22 protein-coding genes are annotated in these 23983 nt (G+C 67.5%); 9 read left to right on the top strand and 13 right to left on the bottom strand.

Annotated elements, in window-relative coordinates; all coding sequences use genetic code 11:
• Positions 1-32 precede the first annotated feature (32 nt).
• Positions 33-2303, bottom strand: a complete 2271-nt coding sequence (locus tag LZK98_RS12090) for a coiled-coil domain-containing protein (protein ID WP_233782634.1) — start codon at positions 2301-2303, stop codon at positions 33-35.
• A 111-nt stretch (positions 2304-2414) separates the two neighbouring features.
• Here LZK98_RS12090 and LZK98_RS12095 point away from each other — a divergent pair, with 111 nt between their 5' ends.
• Positions 2415-2705 (top strand): Hpt domain-containing protein, encoded by a 291-nt coding sequence (locus tag LZK98_RS12095; protein ID WP_233782635.1) that lies wholly within the window; start codon positions 2415-2417, stop codon positions 2703-2705.
• Here LZK98_RS12095 and LZK98_RS12100 read toward each other — a convergent pair.
• The 8 genes from LZK98_RS12100 to LZK98_RS12135 all read right to left on the bottom strand — a co-directional run bounded on the left by LZK98_RS12100 (position 2702) and on the right by LZK98_RS12135 (position 12190).
• The gene (locus LZK98_RS12100) at positions 2702-3226 is read right to left on the bottom strand and encodes a hypothetical protein (RefSeq protein ID WP_233782636.1); all 525 of its coding nucleotides are present in this window, start codon (positions 3224-3226) and stop codon (positions 2702-2704) included. The two genes, LZK98_RS12095 and LZK98_RS12100, sit on opposite strands and share 4 nt — an antisense overlap.
• Positions 3226-4404: a vWA domain-containing protein gene (locus LZK98_RS12105; RefSeq protein WP_233782637.1), complete on the bottom strand. Its 1179-nt coding sequence runs from the start codon at positions 4402-4404 to the stop codon at positions 3226-3228. Before LZK98_RS12105 ends, LZK98_RS12100 begins: the two co-directional genes overlap by 1 nt.
• An 8-nt stretch (positions 4405-4412) precedes the next feature.
• The gene (locus LZK98_RS12110) at positions 4413-5822 is read right to left on the bottom strand and encodes a hypothetical protein (RefSeq protein ID WP_233782638.1); all 1410 of its coding nucleotides are present in this window, start codon (positions 5820-5822) and stop codon (positions 4413-4415) included.
• Between the two features lie 50 nt (positions 5823-5872).
• A complete protein-coding gene (locus tag LZK98_RS12115; protein WP_233782639.1) occupies positions 5873-6721 on the bottom strand; it encodes an AAA family ATPase in 849 nt (282 codons plus the stop codon).
• Positions 6722-6785: 64 nt separating this feature from the next.
• Positions 6786-7454, bottom strand: a complete 669-nt coding sequence (locus LZK98_RS12120; RefSeq protein ID WP_233782640.1) for a DUF6975 family protein — start codon at positions 7452-7454, stop codon at positions 6786-6788.
• Between the two features lie 340 nt (positions 7455-7794).
• Positions 7795-9825, bottom strand: coding sequence for an RNA polymerase sigma factor RpoD (rpoD, locus tag LZK98_RS12125; RefSeq protein ID WP_233782641.1), 2031 nt, complete (start codon positions 9823-9825; stop codon positions 7795-7797).
• Positions 9825-11687: a DNA primase gene (gene dnaG, locus LZK98_RS12130; protein ID WP_233782642.1), complete on the bottom strand. Its 1863-nt coding sequence runs from the start codon at positions 11685-11687 to the stop codon at positions 9825-9827. Before dnaG ends, rpoD begins: the two co-directional genes overlap by 1 nt.
• Positions 11688-11737: 50 nt before the next feature.
• Positions 11738-12190, bottom strand: a complete 453-nt coding sequence (locus tag LZK98_RS12135) for a GatB/YqeY domain-containing protein (RefSeq protein ID WP_233782643.1) — start codon at positions 12188-12190, stop codon at positions 11738-11740.
• 96 nt (positions 12191-12286) lie between these two features.
• On the opposite strand from LZK98_RS12135, the gene carA reads away from it, so the two are divergent.
• The 5 genes from carA (at position 12287) to LZK98_RS12160 (ending at position 18348) form a co-directional block, all read left to right on the top strand.
• The gene (gene carA, locus LZK98_RS12140) at positions 12287-13453 is read left to right on the top strand and encodes a glutamine-hydrolyzing carbamoyl-phosphate synthase small subunit (protein ID WP_233782644.1); all 1167 of its coding nucleotides are present in this window, start codon (positions 12287-12289) and stop codon (positions 13451-13453) included.
• Positions 13454-13495: 42 nt separating this feature from the next.
• The gene (locus LZK98_RS12145) at positions 13496-13807 is read left to right on the top strand and encodes a hypothetical protein (RefSeq protein WP_233782645.1); all 312 of its coding nucleotides are present in this window, start codon (positions 13496-13498) and stop codon (positions 13805-13807) included.
• A 2-nt stretch (positions 13808-13809) separates the two neighbouring features.
• Positions 13810-17133, top strand: coding sequence for a carbamoyl-phosphate synthase large subunit (gene carB, locus LZK98_RS12150; protein ID WP_233782646.1), 3324 nt, complete (start codon positions 13810-13812; stop codon positions 17131-17133).
• Positions 17134-17210: 77 nt separating this feature from the next.
• A complete protein-coding gene (gene greA, locus LZK98_RS12155) occupies positions 17211-17687 on the top strand; it encodes a transcription elongation factor GreA (RefSeq protein WP_233782647.1) in 477 nt (158 codons plus the stop codon).
• 19 nt (positions 17688-17706) lie between these two features.
• The gene (locus LZK98_RS12160; RefSeq protein WP_233782648.1) at positions 17707-18348 is read left to right on the top strand and encodes a rhomboid family intramembrane serine protease; all 642 of its coding nucleotides are present in this window, start codon (positions 17707-17709) and stop codon (positions 18346-18348) included.
• Here LZK98_RS12160 and LZK98_RS12165 read toward each other — a convergent pair.
• On the bottom strand, positions 18345-18974 hold the full coding sequence (locus LZK98_RS12165; protein ID WP_233782649.1) for a carbonic anhydrase: 630 nt from the start codon (positions 18972-18974) through the stop codon (positions 18345-18347). The two genes, LZK98_RS12160 and LZK98_RS12165, sit on opposite strands and share 4 nt — an antisense overlap.
• A 65-nt stretch (positions 18975-19039) precedes the next feature.
• Between LZK98_RS12165 and lipA the strand changes: the two genes are divergently transcribed.
• Together lipA and LZK98_RS12175 are read left to right on the top strand one after the other, a co-directional pair.
• Positions 19040-19963 carry a lipoyl synthase gene (gene lipA / locus LZK98_RS12170; RefSeq protein WP_233782650.1) on the top strand — a complete coding sequence of 308 codons (924 nt, stop codon included), beginning with the start codon at positions 19040-19042 and terminating at the stop codon, positions 19961-19963.
• The gene (locus LZK98_RS12175) at positions 19947-20444 is read left to right on the top strand and encodes a type II toxin-antitoxin system RatA family toxin (RefSeq protein ID WP_233782651.1); all 498 of its coding nucleotides are present in this window, start codon (positions 19947-19949) and stop codon (positions 20442-20444) included. Before lipA ends, LZK98_RS12175 begins: the two co-directional genes overlap by 17 nt.
• Here LZK98_RS12175 and LZK98_RS12180 read toward each other — a convergent pair.
• From LZK98_RS12180 to LZK98_RS12190, 3 genes are read right to left on the bottom strand one after another with little or no spacing between them, the layout of a single operon-like run.
• On the bottom strand, positions 20369-20911 hold the full coding sequence (locus LZK98_RS12180; RefSeq protein WP_233782652.1) for a CinA family protein: 543 nt from the start codon (positions 20909-20911) through the stop codon (positions 20369-20371). The two genes, LZK98_RS12175 and LZK98_RS12180, sit on opposite strands and share 76 nt — an antisense overlap.
• On the bottom strand, positions 20908-21444 hold the full coding sequence (locus LZK98_RS12185; RefSeq protein ID WP_233782653.1) for a hypothetical protein: 537 nt from the start codon (positions 21442-21444) through the stop codon (positions 20908-20910). Before LZK98_RS12185 ends, LZK98_RS12180 begins: the two co-directional genes overlap by 4 nt.
• On the bottom strand, positions 21444-22586 hold the full coding sequence (locus LZK98_RS12190) for a bifunctional 2-C-methyl-D-erythritol 4-phosphate cytidylyltransferase/2-C-methyl-D-erythritol 2,4-cyclodiphosphate synthase (protein ID WP_233782654.1): 1143 nt from the start codon (positions 22584-22586) through the stop codon (positions 21444-21446). Before LZK98_RS12190 ends, LZK98_RS12185 begins: the two co-directional genes overlap by 1 nt.
• A 353-nt stretch (positions 22587-22939) precedes the next feature.
• On the opposite strand from LZK98_RS12190, the gene dusB reads away from it, so the two are divergent.
• Positions 22940-23938: a tRNA dihydrouridine synthase DusB gene (gene dusB, locus LZK98_RS12195; protein WP_233782655.1), complete on the top strand. Its 999-nt coding sequence runs from the start codon at positions 22940-22942 to the stop codon at positions 23936-23938.
• Positions 23939-23983: the final 45 nt, after the last annotated feature.

Consider the following 23983-nt stretch of genomic DNA (forward strand, 5'->3'; position numbering starts at 1 on the left):
ACTGGCCTAAATCCGACTCTAGATAGCCGTCATCAGGTGCGCAGGCGTTCGATCGCCTGGGCGAGCGCCACATAGAGCTTGCCCATGTCGGACGAGAGCAGCGTGACGCCGAGCGACGACCCGTCACGCAACGCCAGGATCTGGCGCAGCATCGCTTCGAAATCGTGGATGTAGCGATTGACCTGCTCGCGGAATTCGCCGTCGGTGTCGTAGAGCCGCAGGATCTCCCGCGCCTCGCTCGCGTCGAGCAGGCGCACCGCGCGCCGCGTGAAGACGCCGCGATCGCCCTTGAGATAGGCGGCCCAGGCGCTGTCGGACACTTCGTGCGAGAAGCTCTTGGTGATGTCGATCGACGCCGAATTGAGCGCCTCGACCAGCAGCGACATGCGACGTCCGAAATTGTCGTGGTTGGCGGCCTCGCGATCGGCGCGCTCGGCGTCGATCCGCGCCTCGAGCTGTGCCGTGGTCTCGCTGATCGTCATGAGCTGCTCGGCCAGCCGTTCGGAGGCGCGCGTCGCGGCGGCGACGGCGCCTTCCGACGCTTCCGCCAGTTCGCCGAGCGGCTGCGGGAGCGCGCGGGCGAAAGCGCGGCGGACGGCATCGGCGCTTTCGGCTTCGATCGCGCCGGCGGCGTCCGGAATGACCTGCGTCAACACGCCGCGCGCACTCTCGGCGGCGCGCGAGGCGGTTTCGCGGATACGGGCGAGCGCGTCGACCAGCTGTGGCGCGGCATCCTCTGCGAAGCGGCGGGCCTTGGCGATCGCTTCCTCGACCACCGCATCCATCGTCATCGCCTTGTCGCGCCCGGCGTCGAAGGTCTCGTTGAGCGTCGCGGTGATCTCGGTCAGCTTCTCGCGCTCAGTGGCGACGAGGCCGGCGACCGCGTTGACCGCATCGTGCGTGCTCTCGGCGGCGGTGACGAGCGCCAGCAGCTCGGGCTTGGCGGTGCCGACCAGCAAGCGGCTGGCGGCGATCTTCTCCTCCAGGCGGCTCAGCGCGCCGGGGAGAGTCTCGTCGATCTCGCGGGTCGAGGCATCGAGCGCGGTCAGCAGGTCCTCGGTCGTCGCGATCAGCGTCCGCGCCACGCTCTCGCCGTCGCGCATCGTCTCGGTCAGCGCGCCCGCAGATCCGGAGAGCGCGCTGATCGACGCGGCCAGCTCCTGGCTCTTGGCGAGGCCATCGGCGTGCAGCCGGTCTAGCTGCCCCGAGGCGCCTTCGACGCCGACCGAGAGGCTGGCGAACAGCGAATCGGTGCGATGCTGCTCCTCGCCGAGCCGGGCGGTGATGCGGTCGACCGCCGCCTCGACCTCGTCCAGCCGCTGCCGGAGCGCATCGGCGCTTTCATGGCTGGCCTTCTCGATCGCGGCCTGGCTGGTGCCCAGCATCGCCAGCATCGCCTCGCCCTGAGCGGCGATGCCCTTGCGCGCCTCGTCGATCGCCCGGGCGGCACGGTCGAGCACGGCATCGACCGCGGCAGACATCTCGCCGGCGGCATTGTCGAGCCGGGCGGCGGCGGTCTCGCTGGTCGCCTCCATCCGCTCGAGATGAGCGGCGAGGCGGGCGGCTGCGCCGCTCGCGACCTCGTCGGCGGCACGCCCGCGATCGGAAAGCGTCGCCAGATGCCCGCCGAGCTCCACCGCCTTCTGGCTGGCCGCCAGTCCGGCGGCGTTGAGCGCCTCGGCCATCCCGGCGGTTTCGGCCTGCGCCTTGGGCAACGAATTGAACACGACGTTGAGGCTCGCCTCGGTCGTCTCGGCCGATTTGACCAGCGATCCGCTGATCGTCTCGAGGATGCGTGCTTCGGCGGACAGTTCGCCGCTGATGGCGTGCAGCCGTTCCGACGCGGCGTCGCCGATCGCGACGAGCGAGCTCGCCTGCTCGGCCAGTGCGCGGCGATTGGCCTCGATCCGGTTGGACAGCGCCAGGATCGTCTCGTCGAGCCGCGCCGCCTCGTTCCGCATCGCCCGCGCGGTGGCGCCGAAGCGGCGCGCCTCGGCGCGACTCGTGCGGAGGAGCAGGAGATAGAGCGTGGCGGCGAGGAGCGGCGGCACGCAGAGCGCCGCAACGAACTCGGCGAGCGCGACCGGCGCCATCGGGAAGGCCCCGCGCGAGAACCACGCCATCGCGGCAACCCAAGCCAGCGACAAGAGTACCAGCAGGACTGCGACGACCCGTGCAAAAGACGAGGGCGCCGGCTGCTCCGCCGCCCAGTCTTCCGCCTCCGCATCCGCTGGCGACTCGCTCCAGCTCTCCTCTTCGGCGGACAATGCGGTCCCCTCGTCCTCGTCAGGACGCAGATTCACGATACGCGTACCCCCGGTCACAGTCATTCGGAGACGTGTATCACGTTTCGTCCGGTTCGTAAGCCGGGCGTGGAAACCGGTCGTTAAGCATATGCGCCTAGTTCCGGGCACATGGCCTATGATCCCGGTGCAATCGATGCGACCCTGGCGGCGGCGGTAGGCGACGAGCCCGCGCTGATCGCCGAGCTGCGCGAAGCCTTTCTCGACAGCGCGAAGACCAATCTGGCGACGATCGAGAAGACGCGCGACCACGCGGTGTGGAAGGACGCGTCGCTGCGGCTCAAGGGCCTGGCGGCGAGCTTCGGCGCGATCCGCCTGATGGCGCTTGCGGGCGAGGCGGCCGATCGCCCGGGCGATCCGGAGGCGCTGCGCAAGATGCGGCGGGCGATCGAGCGGCTCTAGTCAGGCAGCAGCGGCAGCCTGCGGATCGCTTCGATCCGGTCGATGGTCGCAAAGCTTCCCGTCGGGTAGGAGGGAAAGCGCGCGGTTTCCCTGCCGACGAAAGTCACATGATAGGCTCGCGGCTTTTTCCATGAATCGGAGGTCGCCATCACGGTGCCGGACTTCAGCTTGACCTTCCGCTTCGGAAGAATCAGCTGATAGCGATCTGACACGACATCTAATCCAAAATGAAACAGGTCTTTTTCGCGCATCTGGGTTTCACCTTCGTGGAAGATGGACCACGAGCCATTCGTGACGAGCACCCCACTCATCCGGCGCGGCGTCCCGAAGCGATAGCATTGGTCCGCCCGTTGTTCCTCGCCCACGCCGACCCCGCCGATGCCGCATGGCACCCCGAGAAAGGGGAAATAGACCTTCAGCCGATCGCCCAGGTGCCGATATGCCTGCGCAGGCGGCGCCCAGTCGCCCTCGCTGCACGCCGTCACGAGAAGCACAGCCGCGACGGCGCCCCACAGCCGCATCAATGCTTCCTGCTCAGCTCGCGCATCGCTCCGTCCAGCCCGGCGAGCGTCAGCGGGTACATGCGGTCGTTCATCAGCTCGCGCATGATGCGGACCGACTGCGAATAGCCCCATTGCTCCTCCGGCACCGGATTGAGCCACACCGCTGCGGGATAGGTGTTGGTGAGCCGGTGCATCCACACCGCGCCGGCTTCCTCGTTCATATGCTCGACCGATCCGCCGGGATGGGTGATCTCATAGGGGCTCATCGACGCGTCGCCGACGAACACCAGCTTGTAGTCGTGGCCGAACTTGTGGAGCACGTCCCAGGTCGGCGTGCGCTCGGTGAAGCGGCGGCGGTTGTCCTTCCACACGCCCTCGTAGACGCAGTTGTGGAAGTAGAAGAATTCGAGGTTCTTGAACTCGCTGGTCGCGGCCGAGAACAGCTCCTCGCAGAGCCTGACGAACGGGTCCATCGACCCGCCGATGTCGAGGAACAGCAGCAGCTTGACCGCATTGTGCCGCTCCGGGCGCATGTGGACGTCGAGCCAGCCCTGCTTGGCGGTGCCGGCGATGGTGGCATCGAGGTCGAGCTCCTCGGCCGCTCCTTCGCGTGCGAAGCGGCGCAGGCGGCGGAGCGCGATCTTGATGTTGCGGGTGCCGAGCTCGCGGGTGTTGTCGAGGTTGCGGAACTCGCGGCCTTCCCAGACCTTGAGCGCGCGCTTGTGCGTGCTCTCGCCGCCGATCCGCACGCCTTCCGGGTTGTAGCCCGAGTTGCCGTAGGGCGAGGTGCCGCCGGTGCCGATCCATTTGCTGCCGCCCTGGTGACGGCCCTCCTGCTCGGCGAGGCGCTGCTTCAGCGTCTCCATGATCTCGTCCCAGGAGCCGAGCGACTCGATCTTCGCCATCTCCTCGGGCGTCAGATATTTCTGGGCGACCGCCTTCAGCCAGTCCTCGGGAATGTCCGCGCTCTGGGTGCCGTAGCTGGTGGAGATGCCGCGGAACACCTTGGCGAAGACCTGGTCGAAACGATCGAGCAGGCCCTCGTCCTTCACATAGGTCGTGCGGGCCAGATAGTAGAAGGCTTCCGGGGTACGCTCCACGACCTCCCGGTCGAGCGCCTCCAGGAGCACGAGATGCTCCTTGAGGCTGGCCGGAATGCCGGCCGCGCGCAATTCGTCGAGGAAACCGAGGAACATGGCGTCTTCTACGGCTGGAGCTCGTAGAGCGTCCAGTCGGTTCCGGAGAGCCCTCGCGCATGGGCGCTGGCGATCGGCCGGTAGAGGCGGCCGCAGAGCGGGATGGTCGCGGGGAAGCTCTGCCCTTCGAATCGGTCGACGAAGACGAAGCGCGCCGGCGGACAATCGGCGTCGACGATCGTGAGCGGATAACGCTGGTGCTCGGCGGCGACGCGGATCACGGCGAGGCCGGTCTCGCGGTCGAGCCGCAACGTCGCGCCGCCGGGCGAATGCGCCGACATCGCCCGTACCGCCGCGCCGGGATCGCCGCGCTGGTTGGCGATGAGGACGCCGTCCTGGATCAGGCTCGCCGCGGTTAACGCGGCCAGCGCCGCTCCGGCGGTCCATCGTTTCCAGTGTCCGGCGGCAAGCCCCAGTCCCGTCGCTTCCCCGATCAGGATCAGCAAGGCGGCGCTGGTGAGGAGATAATAGCGGGCGAAGCTGACATTGCCTGCGTGCAGGATGGCGATCGTCAGCGGGAAACCGATGATCGCGAGGCGATGGAAAGCGAGGCGCGAGACCCCGAAGCGAGGCGCCAGCAGCACGAGGATCGCTGCCAGGATCGGCAGCCAGACGTCGTGGCGCGGAATGCCGACGGTATAGCCCGCCATATCGCCGATGCCGCGGAGATAGGCGGCCAGGGTGAAGGGATCGTAGCGGCCGACGGTGAAACCGTTCTCGCTGGCCAACGCCGCGCCGGCGATCAGGCCGAGCACGCCGGCTAACGCGAGCAGCGCCGGACCGAACAGCCGCAGCGAATCGCGGATCGCGTCCTTCCATCCGGCGCGCTGCCATATTGCGAAGAAAGCCCAGCCGACGACCGCGCAGACGCCGAATATCATGGTGAGCTGCGACAGCGCACCGAGTGCGAAGCACCAGGCCAGTCCGCGGCGAGGGGGCGGAATCTCGCCAGCCAGCCAGCGGTCCACCAGCAGCACCGCGGCGAGCAGCGCGAGCAGCATCGGCGCATAGCCACGCGCCTCCGATCCCATCGTCACCAGGATCGGCGATACGGCGAACAGCCATGCCGTGGTCAGCCCGACGACCGTGCCGCGCCGTGATCCGATCCGTCCGGCGATCCAGATCGCGACCGTGCCGCTCGCGATCGACAGCGCGCGCGCCAGCACCGGCGGCGCGGCGAGGCCGACAAGCTGGAGCCAGAGCGAATTGAGATGGTGGTTGTTGTCGTGATTGATCTTGAGGAACACGCCGAGCGGCGTGCCCGTGTCATGCGCGAGCGTCGCCGACCAGGCTTCATCAAGCCATAGCGAGCCCTGTGCCGACGCGATGCGCAGCGCCAGCCCGAACACGACGATCGCGCTGAGCAGGACAGGAAAGCGGCGGTCGAGTTCCCCCCTCGGGCCCATCGCAGCCAGCATGCGTTGCTCCGGCGCGCGGCGCAAGCTCGACCGGTAGAGTCGGAATGATGTCAGCGGCCGCCCTGCCGTTTCGCCATGAACGCCAGCCGCTCGAACAGCATCACGTCAGCCTCGTTCTTGAGCAGAGCGCCATGGAGCGGCGGGATCGCCTTGGTCGGATCGCGGTTCTGCAGCACCTCGAGCGGCATGTCCTCGTGGAGCAGCAGTTTGAGCCAGTCGAGCAACTCGCTGGTCGAGGGCTTTTTCTTAAGTCCCGGCACCTCGCGGATGTCGTAGAATATGTCCATCGCCTTGCTCACCAGGATCTTCTGGATGCCGGGGAAGTGGACGTCGACGATCCGCTGCATCGTCTCGCGGTCGGGGAACTTGATGTAGTGGAAGAAGCAGCGGCGCAGGAAGGCGTCCGGCAGGTCCTTCTCGTTGTTCGAGGTGATGACGACGATCGGCCGCTCGGCAGCGCGCACGGTCTCGCCGGTTTCGTAGACGTGGAATTCCATCCGGTCGAGCTCCTGGAGGAGGTCGTTGGGGAATTCGATGTCGGCCTTGTCGATCTCGTCGATCAGCAGGACGGGCACTTGCGGAGAGGTGAACGCCTCCCACAGCTTGCCCTTGCGGATATAGTTGGAGATGTCGTGGACGCGCGGATCGCCGAGCTGGCCGTCGCGCAGGCGCGCGACCGCATCATATTCGTAGAGGCCCTGCTGCGCCTTGGTCGTCGACTTGACGTTCCACTCGATCAGCGGGGCGCCGACCGCCTTGGCGATCTCATAGGCGAGCACCGTCTTGCCGGTGCCCGGCTCGCCCTTCACTAGCAGCGGACGCCGGAGCATGACCGCGGCATTGACCGCGACCTTGAGATCGTCGGTGGCGACATAGCTCTGGGTACCCTCGAACCGCATCCGTGCCCGTCCTTTTCAAAGATCGGGTATGCAGTAGAGGGTCGCGGCGCCTCAGCGCAAGCGTTCAGCGATGATGGCGGCGGGCGTCGGCGCGGGCCTCGAGCAGCTGCCAGAGGGCGCGGTGCTGGGCGAGGGTCTGGCCGGCGCCGAACAGCATCGCCCGCTCGAACGCCGGGGTTTCTGCCAGGGCGGCGACCACCGTCGCGCTGTCGCGGGCGAGGGGGAGGGCGCTTTCCACCACCTGCAGCCCCAGCCGGCGCGCGCCGGCATCGAGGACGTGGCGGATCGCGGGCCAATCGAGCACCAGCGCCATCGCGGAGCCGATCGCGACGCCTGCCCGGTCAGAGCTGGCGAGCATGTCGAGCGCATGGCGCTGGCCGGTGATCGCGGTCTCGCTCTCGGCCTGGCCGGGGGTGCTCGGCAGCGGCCCGGCGGCGGCGACGAGACGGACGACGCCGGCGCGCTCCTCGGTAAAGCCGGTGGCCGCTTCGCCCAGCCACGCCTCCACCACCGGGTGTTCGGCGCGGCCCTGCGCATGTTCGAGGACGCCGGGATGGCGGGCGTGGAGCATGCACCAACAATGCGCGGCATCGGCCAGATCACGGGTCGCCGAGCCGGCTCCCGCCAGCATGGCGGCGAACGGCTCGACCGCGCTGCCTTCTGCCGAGACCAGCGCGGTGAGAGCTTCCCATGCCTCGCCGAAGCGGGCGCCGTTTGCCGAGGTGAACGCCATAGGCTCCTATCCGAAGTGTCTGCCGGCCGGGCCGACGTCCACTCCTTCATCCGGCACAAGCCTATACCGAAGGACGTAAAAACGCGGTTGATCGCGAATTAATCAAGCGTTCGGAGAGATGAAGAAAGGGCCCGTTTCGGTGGAAACGGGCCCGTAGAGCGGCTCGCGACAAACCTGAATCGTCATGCCGGACTTGTTCCGGCATCCACCTCGCCCATGAAGACTGGCGCTGAGGTCTAGCCCGAACCTCGAAACCGGCGTCTGGCTGCCCGGTGGACCCCGGAACAAGTCCGGGGTGACGAAGAATTGCGGGTCAGCTTTTCCTCAATCCGCTCCCGGATCACTGATCGAGGAACGAGCGCATCTTTCGCGATCGGCTCGGATGCTTGAGCTTCCGCAAGGCCTTGGCCTCGATCTGGCGGATGCGCTCGCGCGTCACCGAGAACTGCTGGCCGACCTCCTCCAGCGTATGATCGGTGTTCATGCCGATGCCGAAGCGCATCCGCAGCACGCGCTCCTCGCGCGGGGTGAGCGACGCCAAGACCCGCGTCACCGTCTCCTTGAGGTTCGCCTGGATCGCGGCGTCCACGGGGATGACGGCGTTCTTGTCCTCGATGAAGTCGCCGAGGTGCGAATCCTCCTCGTCGCCGATCGGCGTTTCGAGGCTGATCGGCTCCTTGGCGATCTTCATCACCTTGCGCACCTTCTCGAGCGGCATCGACAGGCGCTCGGCCATCTCCTCGGGCGTGGGCTCGCGGCCCTGCTCGTGGAGGAACTGGCGGCTGGTGCGGACCAGCTTGTTGATCGTCTCGATCATATGGACCGGGATGCGGATCGTACGCGCCTGATCGGCGATCGAGCGCGTGATCGCCTGGCGGATCCACCAGGTCGCATAGGTCGAGAATTTGTAGCCGCGGCGGTACTCGAACTTGTCCACCGCCTTCATCAGGCCGATGTTGCCCTCCTGGATCAGGTCCAGGAACTGCAGACCGCGGTTCGTGTACTTCTTGGCGATGGAGATCACGAGGCGGAGATTGGCCTCGACCATCTCCTTCTTCGCGATCCGCGCCTCGCGCTCGCCCTTCTGCACCATGTTGACGATGCGGCGGAACTCGGCGAGCGCCATGCCGGTCTGCTGCGAGATCTCGGCGATCTCGGCACGGATGCGGTCGACCGCCGCCGCCTCGTTCGCCGCGAAAGCCGCCCATTTCTTGTCGAGGCCCGCGATCGACTGCAGCCACTGCTCGTCGAGCTCATGGTCGACATAGCGATCGAGGAAGTCCTTGCGGCTGACCTTGTGACGCTCGGCAAGGCGCAGCATCTGCCCGCCCAGCGCGGTCAGGCGCCGGTTGAAGCTGTAGAGCTGGTCGACGAGATACTCGATCTTCGCCTGGTGGAACTGGACGCTCTCGACCTCCGCGGTCAGCTCCTCGCGCAGTTTCTGATACTTGCGCTCGTCCGCAGGCGTAAGCTCGCCGCCGGCCGCCATCGCGCCCAGCCGCTGCTCCTGCATCTTGGAGAACTTCTTGTAGATCGCGGTGATGTTGGCGAACCGCTCGAGCGCAGCCGGCTTGAGCGTTTCCTCCATCTGGGCGAGGCTGAGCGTATTGTCCTCGTCGTCGTCGTCCGACGGGCGCGGGGCGCGCCGCTCGGTCATCGACTCCTCGTCGTCCTCGTCCTGGACCTCCTCGACGTCGTCCTCCTCCTTGAAGGAGGGGCCGGTACTCGATTCGCTGATCTCGCCGCTATCGTCCTCGGCGCCCTCGACCTGCTCGGCCGACGGACCCTTGGACAGCATCGCGTCGAGATCGAGGATCTCGCGCAGCTGCATCGTGCCCTCGTTGAGCGCGGTCGACCAGCCGATGATCGCGTTGAAGGTGATCGGCGATTCGCACAGGCCGAGGATCATCGTGTCGCGGCCGGCCTCGATCCGCTTGGCGATGGCGATCTCGCCCTCGCGCGACAGCAGCTCGACGGCGCCCATCTCGCGCAGGTACATGCGGACGGGATCGTCGGTGCGATCGACCGTTTCCTTCTTCTTGACCGCCTCGAGCGTCGGGACCTGCTCGCCGTCGGAATCGCCGCCATCGACCTCGTCGACGCTGTCGTCCTCGGGCTCGGCATCCTCGCCCGCATCCTCGTTCTCGACGACGTTGACGCCCATGTCGTTGAGCGCGGACATGACGTCCTCGATCTGCTCCGAGGACATCTGATCCTGCGGCAGCATCTCGTTGAGCTGATCGACGGTGATGTATCCGCGCTTCTTGGCGCGCGCGACCAGCTTCTTGATCGAACCCTCGTTGAGGTCGATCAGCGGCGCGTCGCCCGTGTCCGGAGTGTCGGCGACGTCCGCCATATTCGCCTTGGCCATCAATTTCCCTCGGTACCTTCGGAAGTGTCTTTGTCGTCCAGCATCAGATTTGCAAGTCGTGCCTGAAGCGCCTGCTGCTCTCTGACCAGCGCAATCTGCCGCTCGAACGCCTCATCGGTGAAACGCTCGCCCAGCCTTGCCGTTGCCTCGGCGAGCGCAGCATCGACCCGTGGACGCGCGATCATCACCGCGATCGCCTCGTCCAAGTCGCTGTGCGCGCGGACGTCATCCCATCCCTTCTGAGTGAAGGTGAAGGGCATGCTGTCAGCGCGCAACAGATCTGCTGCGATTTCACCAAAGCCGGACTGCGCCAATATGGTGAGCACGCGTGACTGATCAAGCGCATGATCTTCAAGGGCAACATCGACCACCGCCTCGAACAGCCGCCCGAGCGCGCCGCCGGCGAGCCTGAGCGAGCCGAGCACCTCCATGTGCCGCGCGATCTCCGCCGGGTGGCGGATGAGGCCGGCGAGCACCGCCTTGGCCAGCACCGGGTCGATCCCGCTGGCGTTGACGGCACGTGCGGTGGGGGAGGGCGGCGGCGCCGGCGGCTGCCACTTGCCGGCGCGGGCATCGCGCACGCGCGGCGCGAAGGCGCGAGGCGGCGGCGCGAAATGGGCGTCGAAGCGGCGGCGGAACTCCGCGAGATATTCGGAACGGACGGCGGCATCGCCGATCGTGCCCGCGAGGTCGCCGAGGCGACGTTTCAGGCCGGCGCGCTGCTCCGGAGTGTCGAGCGGTTCGGCGGCGAGCTCGTGGCTCCAGAGGCGATCGACCAGCGGCTGAGGTCTCGCCAGCAGCGCTTCGAACGTCACTGCTCCTCGGGTGCGAACGAGATCGTCCGGGTCGAGCCCGTCCGGGAGCGTCACGAAGGCGAGGCTCCTGCCCGGCGCCAGCATCGGCAGCGCGCGATGGGCGGCGCGGATCGCAGCCTTCTGTCCGGCCGCATCGCCGTCGAAGCAGAGGACCGGCACGTCGGCGATGCGCCACAGGCGATCGAGCTGCGCCTCGGTCACCGCCGTGCCGAGCGGCGCCACCGCTTCCTCGAACCCGGCCTGGGCGAGGGCGATCACGTCCATATAGCCCTCGACCGCGATGATGCGGCCGGACTTGCGCGCGGCGGGGAGGGCGCGGTCGAGGTTGTAGAGCGTGCGGCCCTTGTCGAAGAGCGGCGTCTCGGGGGAGTTGAGGTACTTGGGCTCGCCTTCGCCGACGATGCGGCCGCCGAAGGCGATCGGCCGCCCGCGCGGGTCGCGGATCGGGATCATCAGGCGGCCGCGGAAGCGGTCGTATGGGGCCTTGTCATCGACGGCGATCAGCAGGCCGGCCTCGACCAGCATCGCATCGCCGTAGCTCTTGAGCGCGTCCTTGAGCTTGCCCCGCGAATCGGGAGCGAAGCCGAGGCCGAACGCCTTCGCCGTTTCGGGCCGGATGCCGCGTCGGTCGAGCAGCGCACGCGCCTCGGCGCCGGCGATGCCGTTCAGCTGGTCGGTGAACCACTGGGCGGCGTCGGCCATCGCCTCGTGCAGGCCCTTGGCCCGCTCGGCGCGCTCGGCGGAGCGGCGGTCCTGCGCCGGCACGTCCATGCCAGCAGCCTGGGCCAGCTCCTTCACCGCGTCCATGAACGGCAGGCCGCGCTGGTCGGTCATCCAGCGGATCGCATCGCCATGCGCGCCGCAGCCGAAGCAGTGGTAGAAGCCCTTGTCGTCGTTGACGTAGAAGCTGGGCGTCTTCTCGTGGTGGAAGGGGCAGCAGGCGCGCCATTCCTTGCCGGCGCGCTGGAGCTTCACCGACTTGGCGATCAGCCCGGACAGGTGCGTCCGGGCACGCAATTCGTCGAGGAAGGCGGGGGTGAGACTCACGCCCCGATTCTATCACATCTGCCAGCCCGATGTCGGTCTGACAACGCGTTTTAGGACAGCGCCGCCTTCACCAGCCCGCTCGCCTTGCTCATGTCGAGCGTCGTGGCGTGGCGGGCCTTCAGCTCGGCCATCACCCGGCCCATGTCCTTCATCGAGCTGGCGCCGAGCTCGGCCTTGATCGCCTCGATCGCCGCCTTCGTTTCGTCCTCGCTCATCTGGGCGGGGAGGAAGCGCTCGATCACCTCGACCTCGGCCTGCTCGGCATCGGCCAGCTCCGGGCGGCCGCCCTTCTGGTAGAGCTCGATCGATTCGCGGCGCTGCTTCACCATCTTCTGCAGCACCTCGACGACCAGCGCGTCGTCGTCGGCGGGGGCACCGCCGGTGCGCGCCTCGATGTCGCGGTTCTTGATCGCCGACTGGATCAGGCGGATCGCGGCGGTGCTCTGCTTGTCGCCCGCCTTCATGGCGGTGACGAGCGCGGTCTTGATGTCGTCTCGAATCATACGGACCCTCCTAGCGGCGGTTGACGCGCGGGGGGAGGGGGTCTACGCGCCGCCACTTAGCGACATCGCCAACCCAAACAGGAGTGCCCGCCCCCCATGGCCGACGCCAACCCCAGCCGCGCGCCCGAAGGAGCCACGGGCGTTCTCGTACTCGCGAGCGGGGAAATCGTCTGGGGCCGCGGATTCGGCGCCGAGGGCGAGGCGGTGGGGGAAGTGTGCTTCCACACCGCGATGACCGGGTACCAGGAGATCATGACCGACCCGTCTTTTGCGGGGCAGGTCATCACCTTCACCTTCCCCCACATCGGCAACGTCGGCGCCAATCCGGACGACGTCGAGGCCGACGATCCCCATGCGCTCGGCATGATCGTGCGCGAGGACCCGACCGCGCCCAGCAACTTCCGCGCGGCCGAGAACCTCGATTCGTGGATGAAGAAGCACGCTCGCATCGGCCTCGCCGGCGTCGACACGCGCGCGCTGACCCGGCGCATCCGCGTCGGCGGGGCGCCCAACGGGGTGATCGCCCATTCGGCGAGCGGGGAGTTCGACATTCCCCTGCTGCTCGATATGGCGCGGAGCTGGCCGGGGCTGGAGGGCATGGACCTCGCCAAGGAGGTCTCGACCGAGACGCATTATGGTTGGCAGGGCGGCATCTGGCGGCTCGGCTTCGGCTATGGGGGGGAGGGCAGCGAGGCGGATCGCCCGCATGTCGTCGCGGTCGATTACGGCAGCAAGCGCAATATCTTCCGTAATCTTGTTAAAGCCGGGGCCAAGGTCTCGGTGGTGCCGGCGACCGCCAGCTTCGAGCAGATCATGGCGCTGGAGCCGGACGGCTTCTTCCTGTCGAACGGCCCGGGCGATCCGGCCGCGACCGGAGAATATGCGGTGCCGGTGATCCGCAAGCTGCTGGAAACCGGCAAGCCGCTGTTCGGCATCTGCCTCGGCCACCAGTTGCTGGGGCTGGCGGTGGGGGCGGAGACCACCAAGATGTTCCAGGGCCACCGCGGCGCCAACCATCCGGTCAAGCGCCTGTCGGACGGCGCGGTCGAGATCACCTCCATGAACCACGGCTTCGCGGTCGAGCGCGAGAGCCTGCCGGAGGGCGTGCGCGAGACGCATGTGTCGCTGTTCGACGGGTCGAACTGCGGACTGGAGCTGACGGATCGGCCAGCATTCTCGGTGCAGTACCACCCCGAGGCGAGCCCCGGGCCGCAGGACAGCTTCTATCTGTTCGAGCGGTTCGTGGGGATGATGAAAGGTTAAACCGTGCAGAGCACACCGCCGCCCGCACCTCCGCCTGTGGTCATGAACAGCACGCAGGCAGACGCCTTCTTCTCCCAATATCCCTGTGTGATGAATCGAGGAGTCCGACAATGCATCCTCGCCATCAACATCTCGGGGGGCAAGGACCAGCTCGAAGCGATTAAATCCAAGTTGGCCAGCGAGCAGTGGAAAAGCGATTTTCTCGCTGATCGTTCAGGCAAGACCGTATTGAGCGTTAACCCTTCGAGTCGGACGCTCGAGCAGACGATGTCGTTAGCGCGTCGGTTCAAGTCCCATGAGTTCGGTGCCGTCGAGGCGCAGATCATGGCCATTCCAGCACCTTCTTCGAAGTAGATATGCCCAAACGCACCGACATCTCCTCCATCCTCGTCATCGGCGCGGGGCCGATCGTCATCGGTCAGGCGTGCGAGTTCGATTACTCGGGCACGCAGGCGATCAAGGCGCTGCGCGAGGAGGGTTATCGCATCGTCCTGGTCAACTCGAACCCGGCGACGATCATGACCGACCCCGAACTAGCCGACGCCACCTATGTCGAGCCGATCACGCCCGCGGTGGTCGCGAAGATCATCGAGAAGGAACGGCCCGACGCCGTGCTGCCCACCATGGGCGGGCAGACCGCGCTCAACACCGCGCTGGCGCTCGCACAGGACGGCACGCTGGAGAAGTTCGGCGTCACGATGATCGGCGCCGACGCCGAGGCGATCGACAAGGCCGAGGACCGGCTCAAGTTCCGCGAGGCGATGGACAAGATCGGGCTCGAATCCGCCCGCTCGGCGATCGCGCACAGCGAGGCGGAGGCGCTGGAGGGGCTGGAGAAGGTCGGGCTGCCCGCCATCATCCGCCCCTCCTTCACGCTCGGCGGCACCGGCGGCGGCGTCGCCTACAACCGCGAGGAGTTCGTCGAGATCGTCCGCAAGGGACTCGACGCCTCGCCGACCACCGAGGTGCTGATCGAGGAATCGCTGCTCGGCTGGAAGGAATATGAGATGGAGGTCGTGCGCGACAAGCACGACAACGCCATCATCGTCTGCTCGATCGAGAACATCGACCCGATGGGCATCCACACGGGCGATTCGATCACCGTCGCGCCGGCGCTGACGCTGACCGACAAGGAATATCAGATCATGCGCAACGCCAGCATCGCGGTGCTGCGCGAGATCGGCGTCGAGACCGGCGGCTCCAACGTCCAGTTCGCGGTCAATCCCAAGGACGGGCGCCTTGTCGTGATCGAGATGAACCCGCGCGTGTCGCGCTCCTCGGCGCTGGCGTCGAAGGCGACCGGCTTCCCGATCGCCAAGGTCGCGGCCAAGCTGGCGGTCGGCTACACGCTCGACGAGATCGACAACGACATCACCGGCGCGACTCCGGCCAGCTTTGAGCCGACGATCGATTACGTCGTCACCAAGATCCCGCGCTTCGCCTTCGAGAAGTTCAAGGGCGCCGAACCGGTGCTGTCCACCGCGATGAAATCGGTGGGCGAGGTGATGGCGATCGGGCGCAACATCCATGAGAGCCTCCAGAAGGCGCTGAGGGGGCTGGAGACGGGGCTTTCCGGCTTCAACGACGTCGACCGGCTTGTGGGCGCGCCACGCGAGGAGATCGAGGCGGCGCTGGCGGTGCCGACGCCGGACCGGCTGCTGGTCGCTGCGCAGGCGCTGCGCGAGGGCTTCTCGGTCGCCGAGGTCCATGCCATCGCCAAGTACGATCCGTGGTTCCTGGAGCGGATCGCCGAGATCGTCGCGGCTGAGGACGAAGTCGCCAAGAACGGCCTGCCGCGCGATGCCGAGGGGATGCGGCGGCTGAAGGCGATGGGCTTCTCCGACAAAAGGCTTGCCTATCTGGCGGTCAAGTCGGCGGGGTTGCGCGACCGCTTCCCGGCGCGCAGCGGCCTCATTCACGAGGCGGTCAAGGCAATGACGGGCGGGGTCAACGAGGCCGAGGTGCGCGCGCTGCGGCACAAGCTGGGCGTCAGGCCGGTGTTCAAGCGCATCGACACCTGCGCCGCCGAGTTCGAGGCGAAGACGCCGTACATGTACTCGACCTACGAGGCGCCCTCGTTCGGGGAGCCCGAGGACGAGAGCCAGCCTTCCGAGCGGAAGAAGATCGTCATCCTCGGCGGCGGGCCGAACCGGATCGGGCAGGGGATCGAGTTCGACTATTGCTGCTGCCACGCCTGCTTCGCGCTGGCGGACGCCGGCTATGAGACGATCATGGTCAACTGCAATCCGGAGACGGTGAGCACCGACTACGATACCTCCGACCGGCTCTATTTCGAGCCGCTGACCGCGGAGGACGTGCTGGAGATCCTGCATGTCGAGCAGTCGAACGGCACGCTGGTCGGCGTGATCGTCCAGTTCGGCGGGCAGACGCCGCTCAACCTGGCGCGCGCGCTGGAGGAGGCGGGCATCCCCATCCTCGGCACCTCGCCCGACGCGATCGACCTGGCCGAGGATCGCGAGCGTTTCGCCAACCTGGTCGCCAAGCTCGGGCTCAAGCAGCCCGCCAACGGCATCGCGCGCAGCCGCGAGGAAGCGGTCGCGGTCGCCGAGCGCATCGGCTACCCCGTGCTGATGCGGCCGAGCTATGTGCTCGGGGGGCGGGCGATGGAGATCGTCGACTCGACCGTCCAGCTCGACGACTACATCCAGACCGCGGTGCAGGTGTCGGGCGACTCGCCGGTGCTGATCGACCGCTACCTGCGCGACGCGATCGAGGTCGACGTCGACGCGATCGCCGACGGCACCGACGTGGTCGTGGCGGGCGTGATGCAGCATATCGAGGAGGCGGGCGTCCATTCGGGCGACTCGGCCTGCTCGCTGCCGCCGTACAGCCTGCCGGACGAGATCATCGCCGAGATCGAGCGCCAGGCCGACGCGCTGGCGCGGGCGCTGGGCGTGAAGGGGCTGATGAACATCCAGTTCGCGGTGAAGGACGGCGAGGTCTACCTCATCGAGGTCAACCCGCGCGCCAGCCGCACCGTGCCGTTCGTCGCCAAGGCGATCGGTACACCCATCGCCAAGATCGCCAGCAGGGTGATGGCGGGCGAGAAGCTCGCCGACCTGCCGAAGATCGATCGGGCGATCTCCCACGTCGCGGTCAAGGAGGCGGTGTTCCCGTTCAACCGCTTCCCGGGCGTCGATCCGGTGCTGTCACCCGAGATGAAGTCCACCGGCGAAGTCATGGGAATCGATCGCGATTTCACCGTTGCCTTCGCCAAGGCGCAGCTCGGCGCCGGCACGGTGCTGCCCGATGGCGGCACGCTGTTCGTCAGCGTCAAGGACAGCGACAAGCCGGTGGTGCTGCCGGGGGTGCGCACCCTCGCGGAGCTGGGCTTCACGATCGTCGCGACCGGCGGCACCGCCGACTATCTGATCGCGAATGGCGTCACGGTCGAGCGGGTCAACAAGGTGGCGCAGGGGCGGCCGCATATCGTCGACCGCATCCGCGACGGCGACATCGGCCTCATCTTCAACACCACCGAGGGCTGGCAGAGCCTCAAGGACAGCCAGGAGATCCGCAAGTCGGCGCTTTCGGGGCGGATTCCCTATTTCACCACGGCGTCGTCGAGCGTGGCGGCGGCGCGGGCGATCGCATCGCTCAGGACCACGTCCCTTGAAGTGCGTCCTCTGCAAGCCTATTATTCGCAGTCGCACAATTGATCCCCACAACCGGTGTTAATGTGCGGGCGGCCCGGATGCGGGACGTCTGACGAGGACGCGTTGAAGGAAAAGGGCGAATGGCCACGGTCGAGAAAATGCCGATGCTGGCGGAGGGCTATGAGAAGCTCACCGCCGATTTGAAGCGCCTCAAGGAAGAGCGTCCGCAGATCGTCGACGCGATCGAGGAAGCGCGCGCGCACGGCGATCTCTCCGAAAACGCGGAGTATCACGCGGCCAAGGAGCGCCAGGGCCAGATCGAGGCATCGATCGCCGACATCGAGGACAAGCTCAGCCGCGCGCAGATCATCGACCCGACCGAGCTGTCGGGCGACAAGGTGGTGTTCGGCGCGACGGTGACCTTGCTCGATGAGGACGACAAGCCGGTGCGCTACCAGATCGTCGGCCAGACCGAGGCGGACGCCAAGACCGGCCGCATCAGCTACAACTCGCCGCTCGGCCGCGCGCTGATCGGGCGCAAGGTGGACGACGAGGTCGAGGTGACGGTGCCGTCGGGCGACCGCTACTATCTCGTCTCGAAGATCGAGTTCATCTGACGCCTGCCCGGCGGCGATGATGGGCGGCAACCTGCGCGTCGCTCCGGTCACCTGGGCGATCGTGGCGGTGACGGTTGCCGTCAGCTTGCTCGCCCAATGGACGATCGGCAACGTCAACGCGGCGCTCTACGCCGGCTTCGTGCCGGGGCGGGCGAGCTTGGGTTTCGCGGGTGATATCCCGGGCCTGTTTCCGGTCATACTGACGCCGCTCAGTGCGACGCTGATCCATGGCGGCCTGCTTCATCTGGCCATGAACATGGCGATGCTGGTCGCGACCGGCACACTCACCGAACGCGCGATTGGCGGGCGCGGGATGGTCGTGCTCTATCTGGTCGGTGCCTATGCGGCAGCGGCGGGGCAATGGTTGGGCGATCCCTCCTCCCCGGTGCCGATGGTGGGGGCGAGCGGGGCGATCTCCGCGGTCATCGGCGCCTCGTCGCTCTTCTACGGGCGATCCAGGGCGCGGGCGATCGGGCCGGTCCCGGCCGGCGCGGTGCACATGCTGTGGCTGCTCGCGGCATGGACGGTGCTCAATTTCGCCTTTGCCTTCATCCTCGCCAATGCCGGAGTCGGCATCGCCGTCGCCGCGCATATCGGCGGGTTCGTCGCCGGCCTGGCGCTGGCGCGGCCGCTGCTGATGTGGCGGTGGCGGGGGGCTTAAGCCGGCGCAAACTCGCCGCGGTCGTCCATCACCCACAAGATGCCGTCGCGGATCGCGAAATAAGCGCCGCGCAGCGTCAGCCTGCCCGCCGCCTCGCGCTCGGGGATGCAGGGGAAGGTCCGGAGATTGGCGATCGAGACGCGGACCGTCTCCAGCTCCATCGCGCGCACCGCCTCCGGCGTGTTGCCGAACTCGGCGAGGATACGGTCGCGCGCCTCGTCGAGCAGGTCGACCCAGTGCGCGATGAAGCCGCCTTCGCCCGGCGGGGCCCCCTCGAACCGGCGCGAGAGCGCGGCCGCGACGCCGCCGCACATGCCATGGCCCATCACCACGATCTCGCTCACCTCGAGCTGCGTCACCGCGAACTCGAGCGCCGCCGAGACGCCGTGGCGGCCGCCGCCGATCTCGAACGGCGGCACCAGGTTCGCGATGTTGCGCACGACGAAGATCTCGCCGGGCGAGACGTCGAAGATCTGCGAAGGATCGACTCGGCTGTCCGAGCAGGCGATCACCATGACCTTGGGGCTCTGGCCCTCCGAGAGGCGGGCCCAGCGGTCGCGCTGTTGGGACCAGCCGCGCGCGCGGAAACGGTAATAACCTGCGATGAGATCGTAGAATTCGCTCATGACCCGTCTCTTGCACCGCTGCTCGGGGCTGGCAAGCCGGACGCAGCGTCGCTATTTGGCCCTTCATGAACGACATGTCCCCGCTCGCCCGGGAGCCGCGCCAGCGCAAGCCCGACTGGATCCGCGTCAAGGCCCCGACCTCTGCCGGTTTCGCGGCGACCCGCGCCCTGATGCGGGCGAAGAGCCTGACCACCGTCTGCGAAGAGGCGGCCTGTCCGAACATCGGCGAGTGCTGGACCAAGAAGCACGCGACGGTGATGATCCTGGGCGACACCTGCACGCGCGCCTGCGCCTTCTGCAACGTCAAGACCGGCATGCCGCGTCGCGTCGACCCGATGGAACCGCAGAATGTCGCCGACGCCGCCGCGCAGATGGGGCTGCAGCACATCGTCGTCACCTCGGTCGACCGCGACGACCTGCCCGACGGCGGCGCCAGCCAGTTCGTCAAGGTGATCGAGGCGATCCGCCGCACCAACCCCACCACCACGATCGAGATCCTGACCCCCGACTTCCGCAACAAGCATGAAGCGGCGGTCGAGGCGATCGTCGCGGCTCGGCCCGACGTTTACAACCACAATCTGGAGACGGTGCCGAGGCTCTATCCGACCATCCGGCCGGGCGCGCGCTACTATGCCTCGCTCAGGCTGCTGGAGAGCGTCAAGAAGCTCGACCCGTCGATCTTCACCAAGTCGGGCATCATGCTGGGTCTGGGCGAGGAGCGGCTCGAAGTCCATCAGGTGATGGACGACATGCGCTCGGCCGACGTCGATTTCCTGACGATGGGCCAATATCTCCAGCCGACGCCGCGCCATGCCAAGGTCGCCGACTTCGTGACGCCGCAGGCATTCGACGCCTATGCTGCGATCGCGCGGGCCAAGGGATTCCTGCTGGTCGCGTCCTCGCCGCTGACGCGGTCGAGCTATCATGCCGGCGATGATTTCGAGCGACTGCGCGCGGCGCGCGAGGCGAAGCTTGCCCAAGCACGCTGAGACCCGGCAGCTTCCCTATACGCCGGAGCAGATGTTCGACCTGGTGGCCGACGTCGGCCGCTATGCCGAGTTCCTGCCCTGGGTGACCGCGATCCGCGTGCGCTCCGACAGCGCAACCCAGATGGTCGCGGACATGATCGTCGGGTTCAAGGGACTGCGCGAGACCTTCACCTCCAAGGTGGAGAAGGTGCGGCCCGAGCAAATCCACGTCGATTATCTCGAAGGGCCGCTCAAATATCTCCACAACGACTGGCGCTTCCGTCCGGACGGACAAGGGGGGACGCTGGTCGAGTTCGCGGTCGATTTCGCTTTCAAGAACCGGGTATTCGAGATGCTCGCGGGGCAGGTGTTCGACCGGGCGCTCAGGAAGATGATCGGCGCGTTCGAGGCGCGGGCGGCCGTGCTCTACGGCGCCGGCACCTCGACCTCCGGCGCGAGCGCGCCTGGCAGCAGCAAGGACAATGCGCACAACGCCGCCTGAAGCCTGACGCCACCACGGCCGAGGTTGCCGAACTCGCGCGTATCCGCCACGACATGATCCGGGTCCGCGCCCTTTTCGGCACGGGCGAAGACGACCGTGCCGACCGGCTTTTTCTCGCTGCCGCCGCCAGGCCCGGCAATGCCAGTAATCGCGACCGCCACATCGGCCCCGGTCGCTTCCAGCGCGCCCTGCGCCATCTGCCAGGCGACCGCGACCGAAACGGCGCCGAAGGTCTCGATCACTTCGTTGCCGACCTTGACCAGCCGGGTCTTGGCCTCATTGGAATAGGTGACGAGGCCCCCCTCGAACACGTCGGACGAGCCCGCGATCTCCGTCAGCGCGGCGGAGACGAGGCCGCCGGTGCAGCTTTCCGCGACGGCGACGCGGCGGCCGGCGGCGCGGTTGGTCTCGATCACCTGGCGCGCGGTCTCGACCAGCTCGGCGGGGAGAAGCGTATCGATGCTCATGGCCTGGCCGCCCCCGGCTGACAGATGACGAACCCGCCGGCCGGCGGGTTCTTGCGCTGGGCGAGCTCGGCGACCGTCACGATCAGCGAGACGGTGTTCTGCGCCGGCAGCGGATCGATCAGCGACAGCAGCCGGTCGATCGAGGCGCAGTCGGCGGGCTTCAGGTCCTTGACCAGCAGCGGTGCGAGCAGCGATCCGACCAACGGGCGGGCGAAGTCGTTCTGCAGCATCTGCGCACTGTCGGGCGGCAGCAGCTTGCCAAGCGCTGCGCGGGCAATCGGCCAGGCGCCGTCGCCGCCCACGGCATATTTGGCGGCGAGCCGGTCGGCTGGGCGGCGGAGATAGGCGCCCGCCGGCAGCGACGGCGCGCACATCGAGGCGGTGAGACGGATGAGATCGGGCGCGACGGTGGCCACCACCGCCTCGGCCTCACGCGGAGAGACGCAGACGGTGGCTGGAGCAGCCTGCGCGGCGGTCGCGGCAAACGCGCCCGTCCAGAGCGCGGCAAGCGCAGCGAACGATTTGAACGGCATCAACGGACTCCTGGGACCCGGACGGTCGCAATGGCCTGTGCGGCGATCCCCTCACGCCGGCCGGTGAACCCCAGCCTTTCGGTGGTGGTGGCCTTCACCGAAACCTGACGCTCGTCAAGCCGCAAGAGCGTCGCGATGCGCGTCCGGATCGTCGAACGGTGGGGGCCGACCTTGGGCTCCTCGCAGATGAGGGTGAGGTCGACGAAGTCGATCATGCCGCCCTCGGCGCGGACCAGGTCGGCGGCATGCTCGAGGAACTGGCCCGAGGCGGCGCCGCGCCACTGCGGATCGCTCGGCGGAAAATGGGTGCCGATGTCGCCCGCGCCGATCGTGCCGAGCAGCGCGTCGGTGATGGCGTGGAGTGCGACGTCGGCGTCGCTGTGGCCGGAGAGGCCGCGGTCGTGCGGGATCAGCACGCCGCCGAGCCACAGCTCTTCGCCGGCTTCGAGCCGGTGGACGTCGAAGCCGGTGGCGCTGCGCGAGATCAGGCCCGCGCCGAGTCGCGCCTCGGCGGCGGCGAGGTCGGCGGGGTAGGTGAGCTTTTCGAGCATCGGATGTCCTTCGACCATCGCGACGTCGTGGCCGGCGGCCCGGAGCACCTGGGCGTCGTCGGTGGCCTCGGCGTCGTCGGGCCAGGCGGTGTGGGCATCGACGATCGCAGCATAATCGAACGCCTGCGGAGTCTGAACCCGGTGGAGGCCGGCGCGGGGGACGGTGTCGCCGAGCGATTCGTCGCCGAGCGCTAACGTGTCGGCGACCGGCAGCACCGGGACGGCACCGAGCGCGCGGTCGAGGGCCGATGTCAGGCGATCGACGACCTCGGCAGGAAGGAAAGGGCGGGCGGCGTCGTGGATGAGGACGCGGTCGACGCCTTCCAGCGCGGCCAGGCCGGCGCGGACCGACTCGCGCCGGGTGGCGCCGCCGGTGACGAAGCGGACGTTCGGAGCGGCGGCGCGGAGTTGATCCTCCTGTCCCGAGCCGATTACGACCAGCAACTCGTCGATCGCGGCATGGGCACGGAATGCGGCGATGCTGTGCGCCACCACCGGCTTGCCACCGAGGGGCGTGAATTGCTTGGGCAGCTCGCCGCCGAGGCGCGTTCCGGTGCCGGCGGCGACAATGAGGGCGGCGGTTCGAGCCATGCGCGGGCGCCTAGCCGATGCATGAGGTAGGCGCCAATAGGTTGGTTCACGCGAAGGCGCGAAGACGCGAAGAAGAAGGAAGGTTTTGTTCGCGCAGAGGCGCAGAGGTGGTTCGTTTGCGCCCCCTGTCTCGCGTCAGCAAGACCTTTCAGTCTTTATGCGCGACAAGCTTGAAGGTCGCTGGCGCGGCTGGATGCGCGGCAAGCGACGTAACTCCGCGCTCTCTGCGCCTCTGCGCGAAAAATCCTTCTTTTTCTTTCTTCTTCGCGTCTTCGCGCCTTCGCGTGAACCCTTCTTCCTTGCCAATCCGCACTTGTCGCACTATCGGCTCATGCCTAATTTTCAGGCACATCATGCAGACGCTCGCTCCCATCCAGATCGGACCCGTCCGGATCGACACTCCCGTGCTGCTCGCGCCGATGACGGGGGTGACCGACCTGCCGTTCCGCCGTGTCGTGCGGCGGCACGGGTCGGGGCTCAATGTCACCGAGATGATCGCCAGCCAGGCGGCGATCCGCGAGACGCGGCAGTCGATTCAGAAGGCGCTGTGGGACCCGATCGAGGACCCGGTGTCGATGCAGCTGGTCGGCTGCACGCCCTATGAGATGGGCGAGGCGGCGAAGCTGGCCGAGGACAAGGGCGCCGCGATCGTCGACATCAACATGGGCTGCCCGGTGCGCAAGGTCACCAACGGCGACGCGGGATCGGCGCTGATGCGCGACCTCAAGCTCGCCGCCGAGCTGGTCGATGCGGTGGTGAAGGCGGTGAAGGCGCCGGTGACGCTCAAGATGCGGATGGGCTGGGACCATTCAAGCCTCAACGCGCCCGAGCTCGCACGCATCGCCGAAGACCTTGGCGTCAAGATGGTGACGGTCCACGGGCGCACCCGCAACCAGATGTACAAGGGCTCGGCCGACTGGGCCTTCGTGCGCAAGGTCAAGGATGCGGTGGCGATCCCGGTCATCGTCAACGGGGACATCTGCTCGATCGAGGATGCGCGGACCGCGCTCGACCAGTCGGGCGCGGACGGGGTGATGATCGGCCGCGGCGCCTATGGCCGGCCGTGGCTGCTCCGGCAGGTGATGGACGCGCTGGAAGGCCGCACGCCGCGTGCCGACCCGAACCTCGACGAACAATATTCAACGATCATCGAGCATTATGACGAAATGCTGAACCTCTATGGCAAGGAGGTCGGCACCAATGTCGCGCGCAAGCATATCGGCTGGTACACGCGCGGCCTCCACGGATCGGCCGAGTTCCGCAACCGCGTCAACCAGGAGCCGGACCCCGAGGTGGTGAAGGCTATGCTTGCCGAATTCTACGCGCCGTGGACCACGCGCGCCGCCGCGTGAGCTCCGACGAACCGGGCTTCGCCGAGCTGTTCGCGGCATTGCCCG

Source organism: Sphingomonas cannabina (genome assembly GCF_021391395.1).
In the GTDB taxonomy this organism is placed as follows: Bacteria; Pseudomonadota; Alphaproteobacteria; order Sphingomonadales; family Sphingomonadaceae; genus Sphingomonas; species Sphingomonas cannabina.

Bases quoted from the DNA above. Each gene is read 5' to 3' on its own strand.
- LZK98_RS12095 (WP_233782635.1), top strand. From the start codon at position 2,415: ATGGCCTATGATCCCGGTGCAATCGATGCGACCCTGGCGGCGGCGGTA.
- LZK98_RS12100 (WP_233782636.1), bottom strand. From the start codon at position 3,226: ATGCGGCTGTGGGGCGCCGTCGCGGCTGTGCTTCTCGTGACGGCGTGC.
- LZK98_RS12105 (WP_233782637.1), bottom strand. From the start codon at position 4,404: ATGTTCCTCGGTTTCCTCGACGAATTGCGCGCGGCCGGCATTCCGGCC.
- LZK98_RS12110 (WP_233782638.1), bottom strand. From the start codon at position 5,822: ATGCTGGCTGCGATGGGCCCGAGGGGGGAACTCGACCGCCGCTTTCCT.
- LZK98_RS12115 (WP_233782639.1), bottom strand. From the start codon at position 6,721: ATGCGGTTCGAGGGTACCCAGAGCTATGTCGCCACCGACGATCTCAAG.
- LZK98_RS12120 (WP_233782640.1), bottom strand. From the start codon at position 7,454: ATGGCGTTCACCTCGGCAAACGGCGCCCGCTTCGGCGAGGCATGGGAA.
- rpoD (WP_233782641.1), bottom strand. From the start codon at position 9,825: ATGGCCAAGGCGAATATGGCGGACGTCGCCGACACTCCGGACACGGGC.
- LZK98_RS12135 (WP_233782643.1), bottom strand. From the start codon at position 12,190: ATGATTCGAGACGACATCAAGACCGCGCTCGTCACCGCCATGAAGGCG.
- carA (WP_233782644.1), top strand. From the start codon at position 12,287: ATGGCCGACGCCAACCCCAGCCGCGCGCCCGAAGGAGCCACGGGCGTT.
- LZK98_RS12145 (WP_233782645.1), top strand. From the start codon at position 13,496: ATGAACAGCACGCAGGCAGACGCCTTCTTCTCCCAATATCCCTGTGTG.
- carB (WP_233782646.1), top strand. From the start codon at position 13,810: ATGCCCAAACGCACCGACATCTCCTCCATCCTCGTCATCGGCGCGGGG.
- greA (WP_233782647.1), top strand. From the start codon at position 17,211: ATGGCCACGGTCGAGAAAATGCCGATGCTGGCGGAGGGCTATGAGAAG.
- LZK98_RS12160 (WP_233782648.1), top strand. From the start codon at position 17,707: ATGGGCGGCAACCTGCGCGTCGCTCCGGTCACCTGGGCGATCGTGGCG.
- LZK98_RS12165 (WP_233782649.1), bottom strand. From the start codon at position 18,974: ATGAGCGAATTCTACGATCTCATCGCAGGTTATTACCGTTTCCGCGCG.
- lipA (WP_233782650.1), top strand. From the start codon at position 19,040: ATGAACGACATGTCCCCGCTCGCCCGGGAGCCGCGCCAGCGCAAGCCC.
- LZK98_RS12180 (WP_233782652.1), bottom strand. From the start codon at position 20,911: ATGAGCATCGATACGCTTCTCCCCGCCGAGCTGGTCGAGACCGCGCGC.
- LZK98_RS12185 (WP_233782653.1), bottom strand. From the start codon at position 21,444: ATGCCGTTCAAATCGTTCGCTGCGCTTGCCGCGCTCTGGACGGGCGCG.
- LZK98_RS12190 (WP_233782654.1), bottom strand. From the start codon at position 22,586: ATGGCTCGAACCGCCGCCCTCATTGTCGCCGCCGGCACCGGAACGCGC.
- dusB (WP_233782655.1), top strand. From the start codon at position 22,940: ATGCAGACGCTCGCTCCCATCCAGATCGGACCCGTCCGGATCGACACT.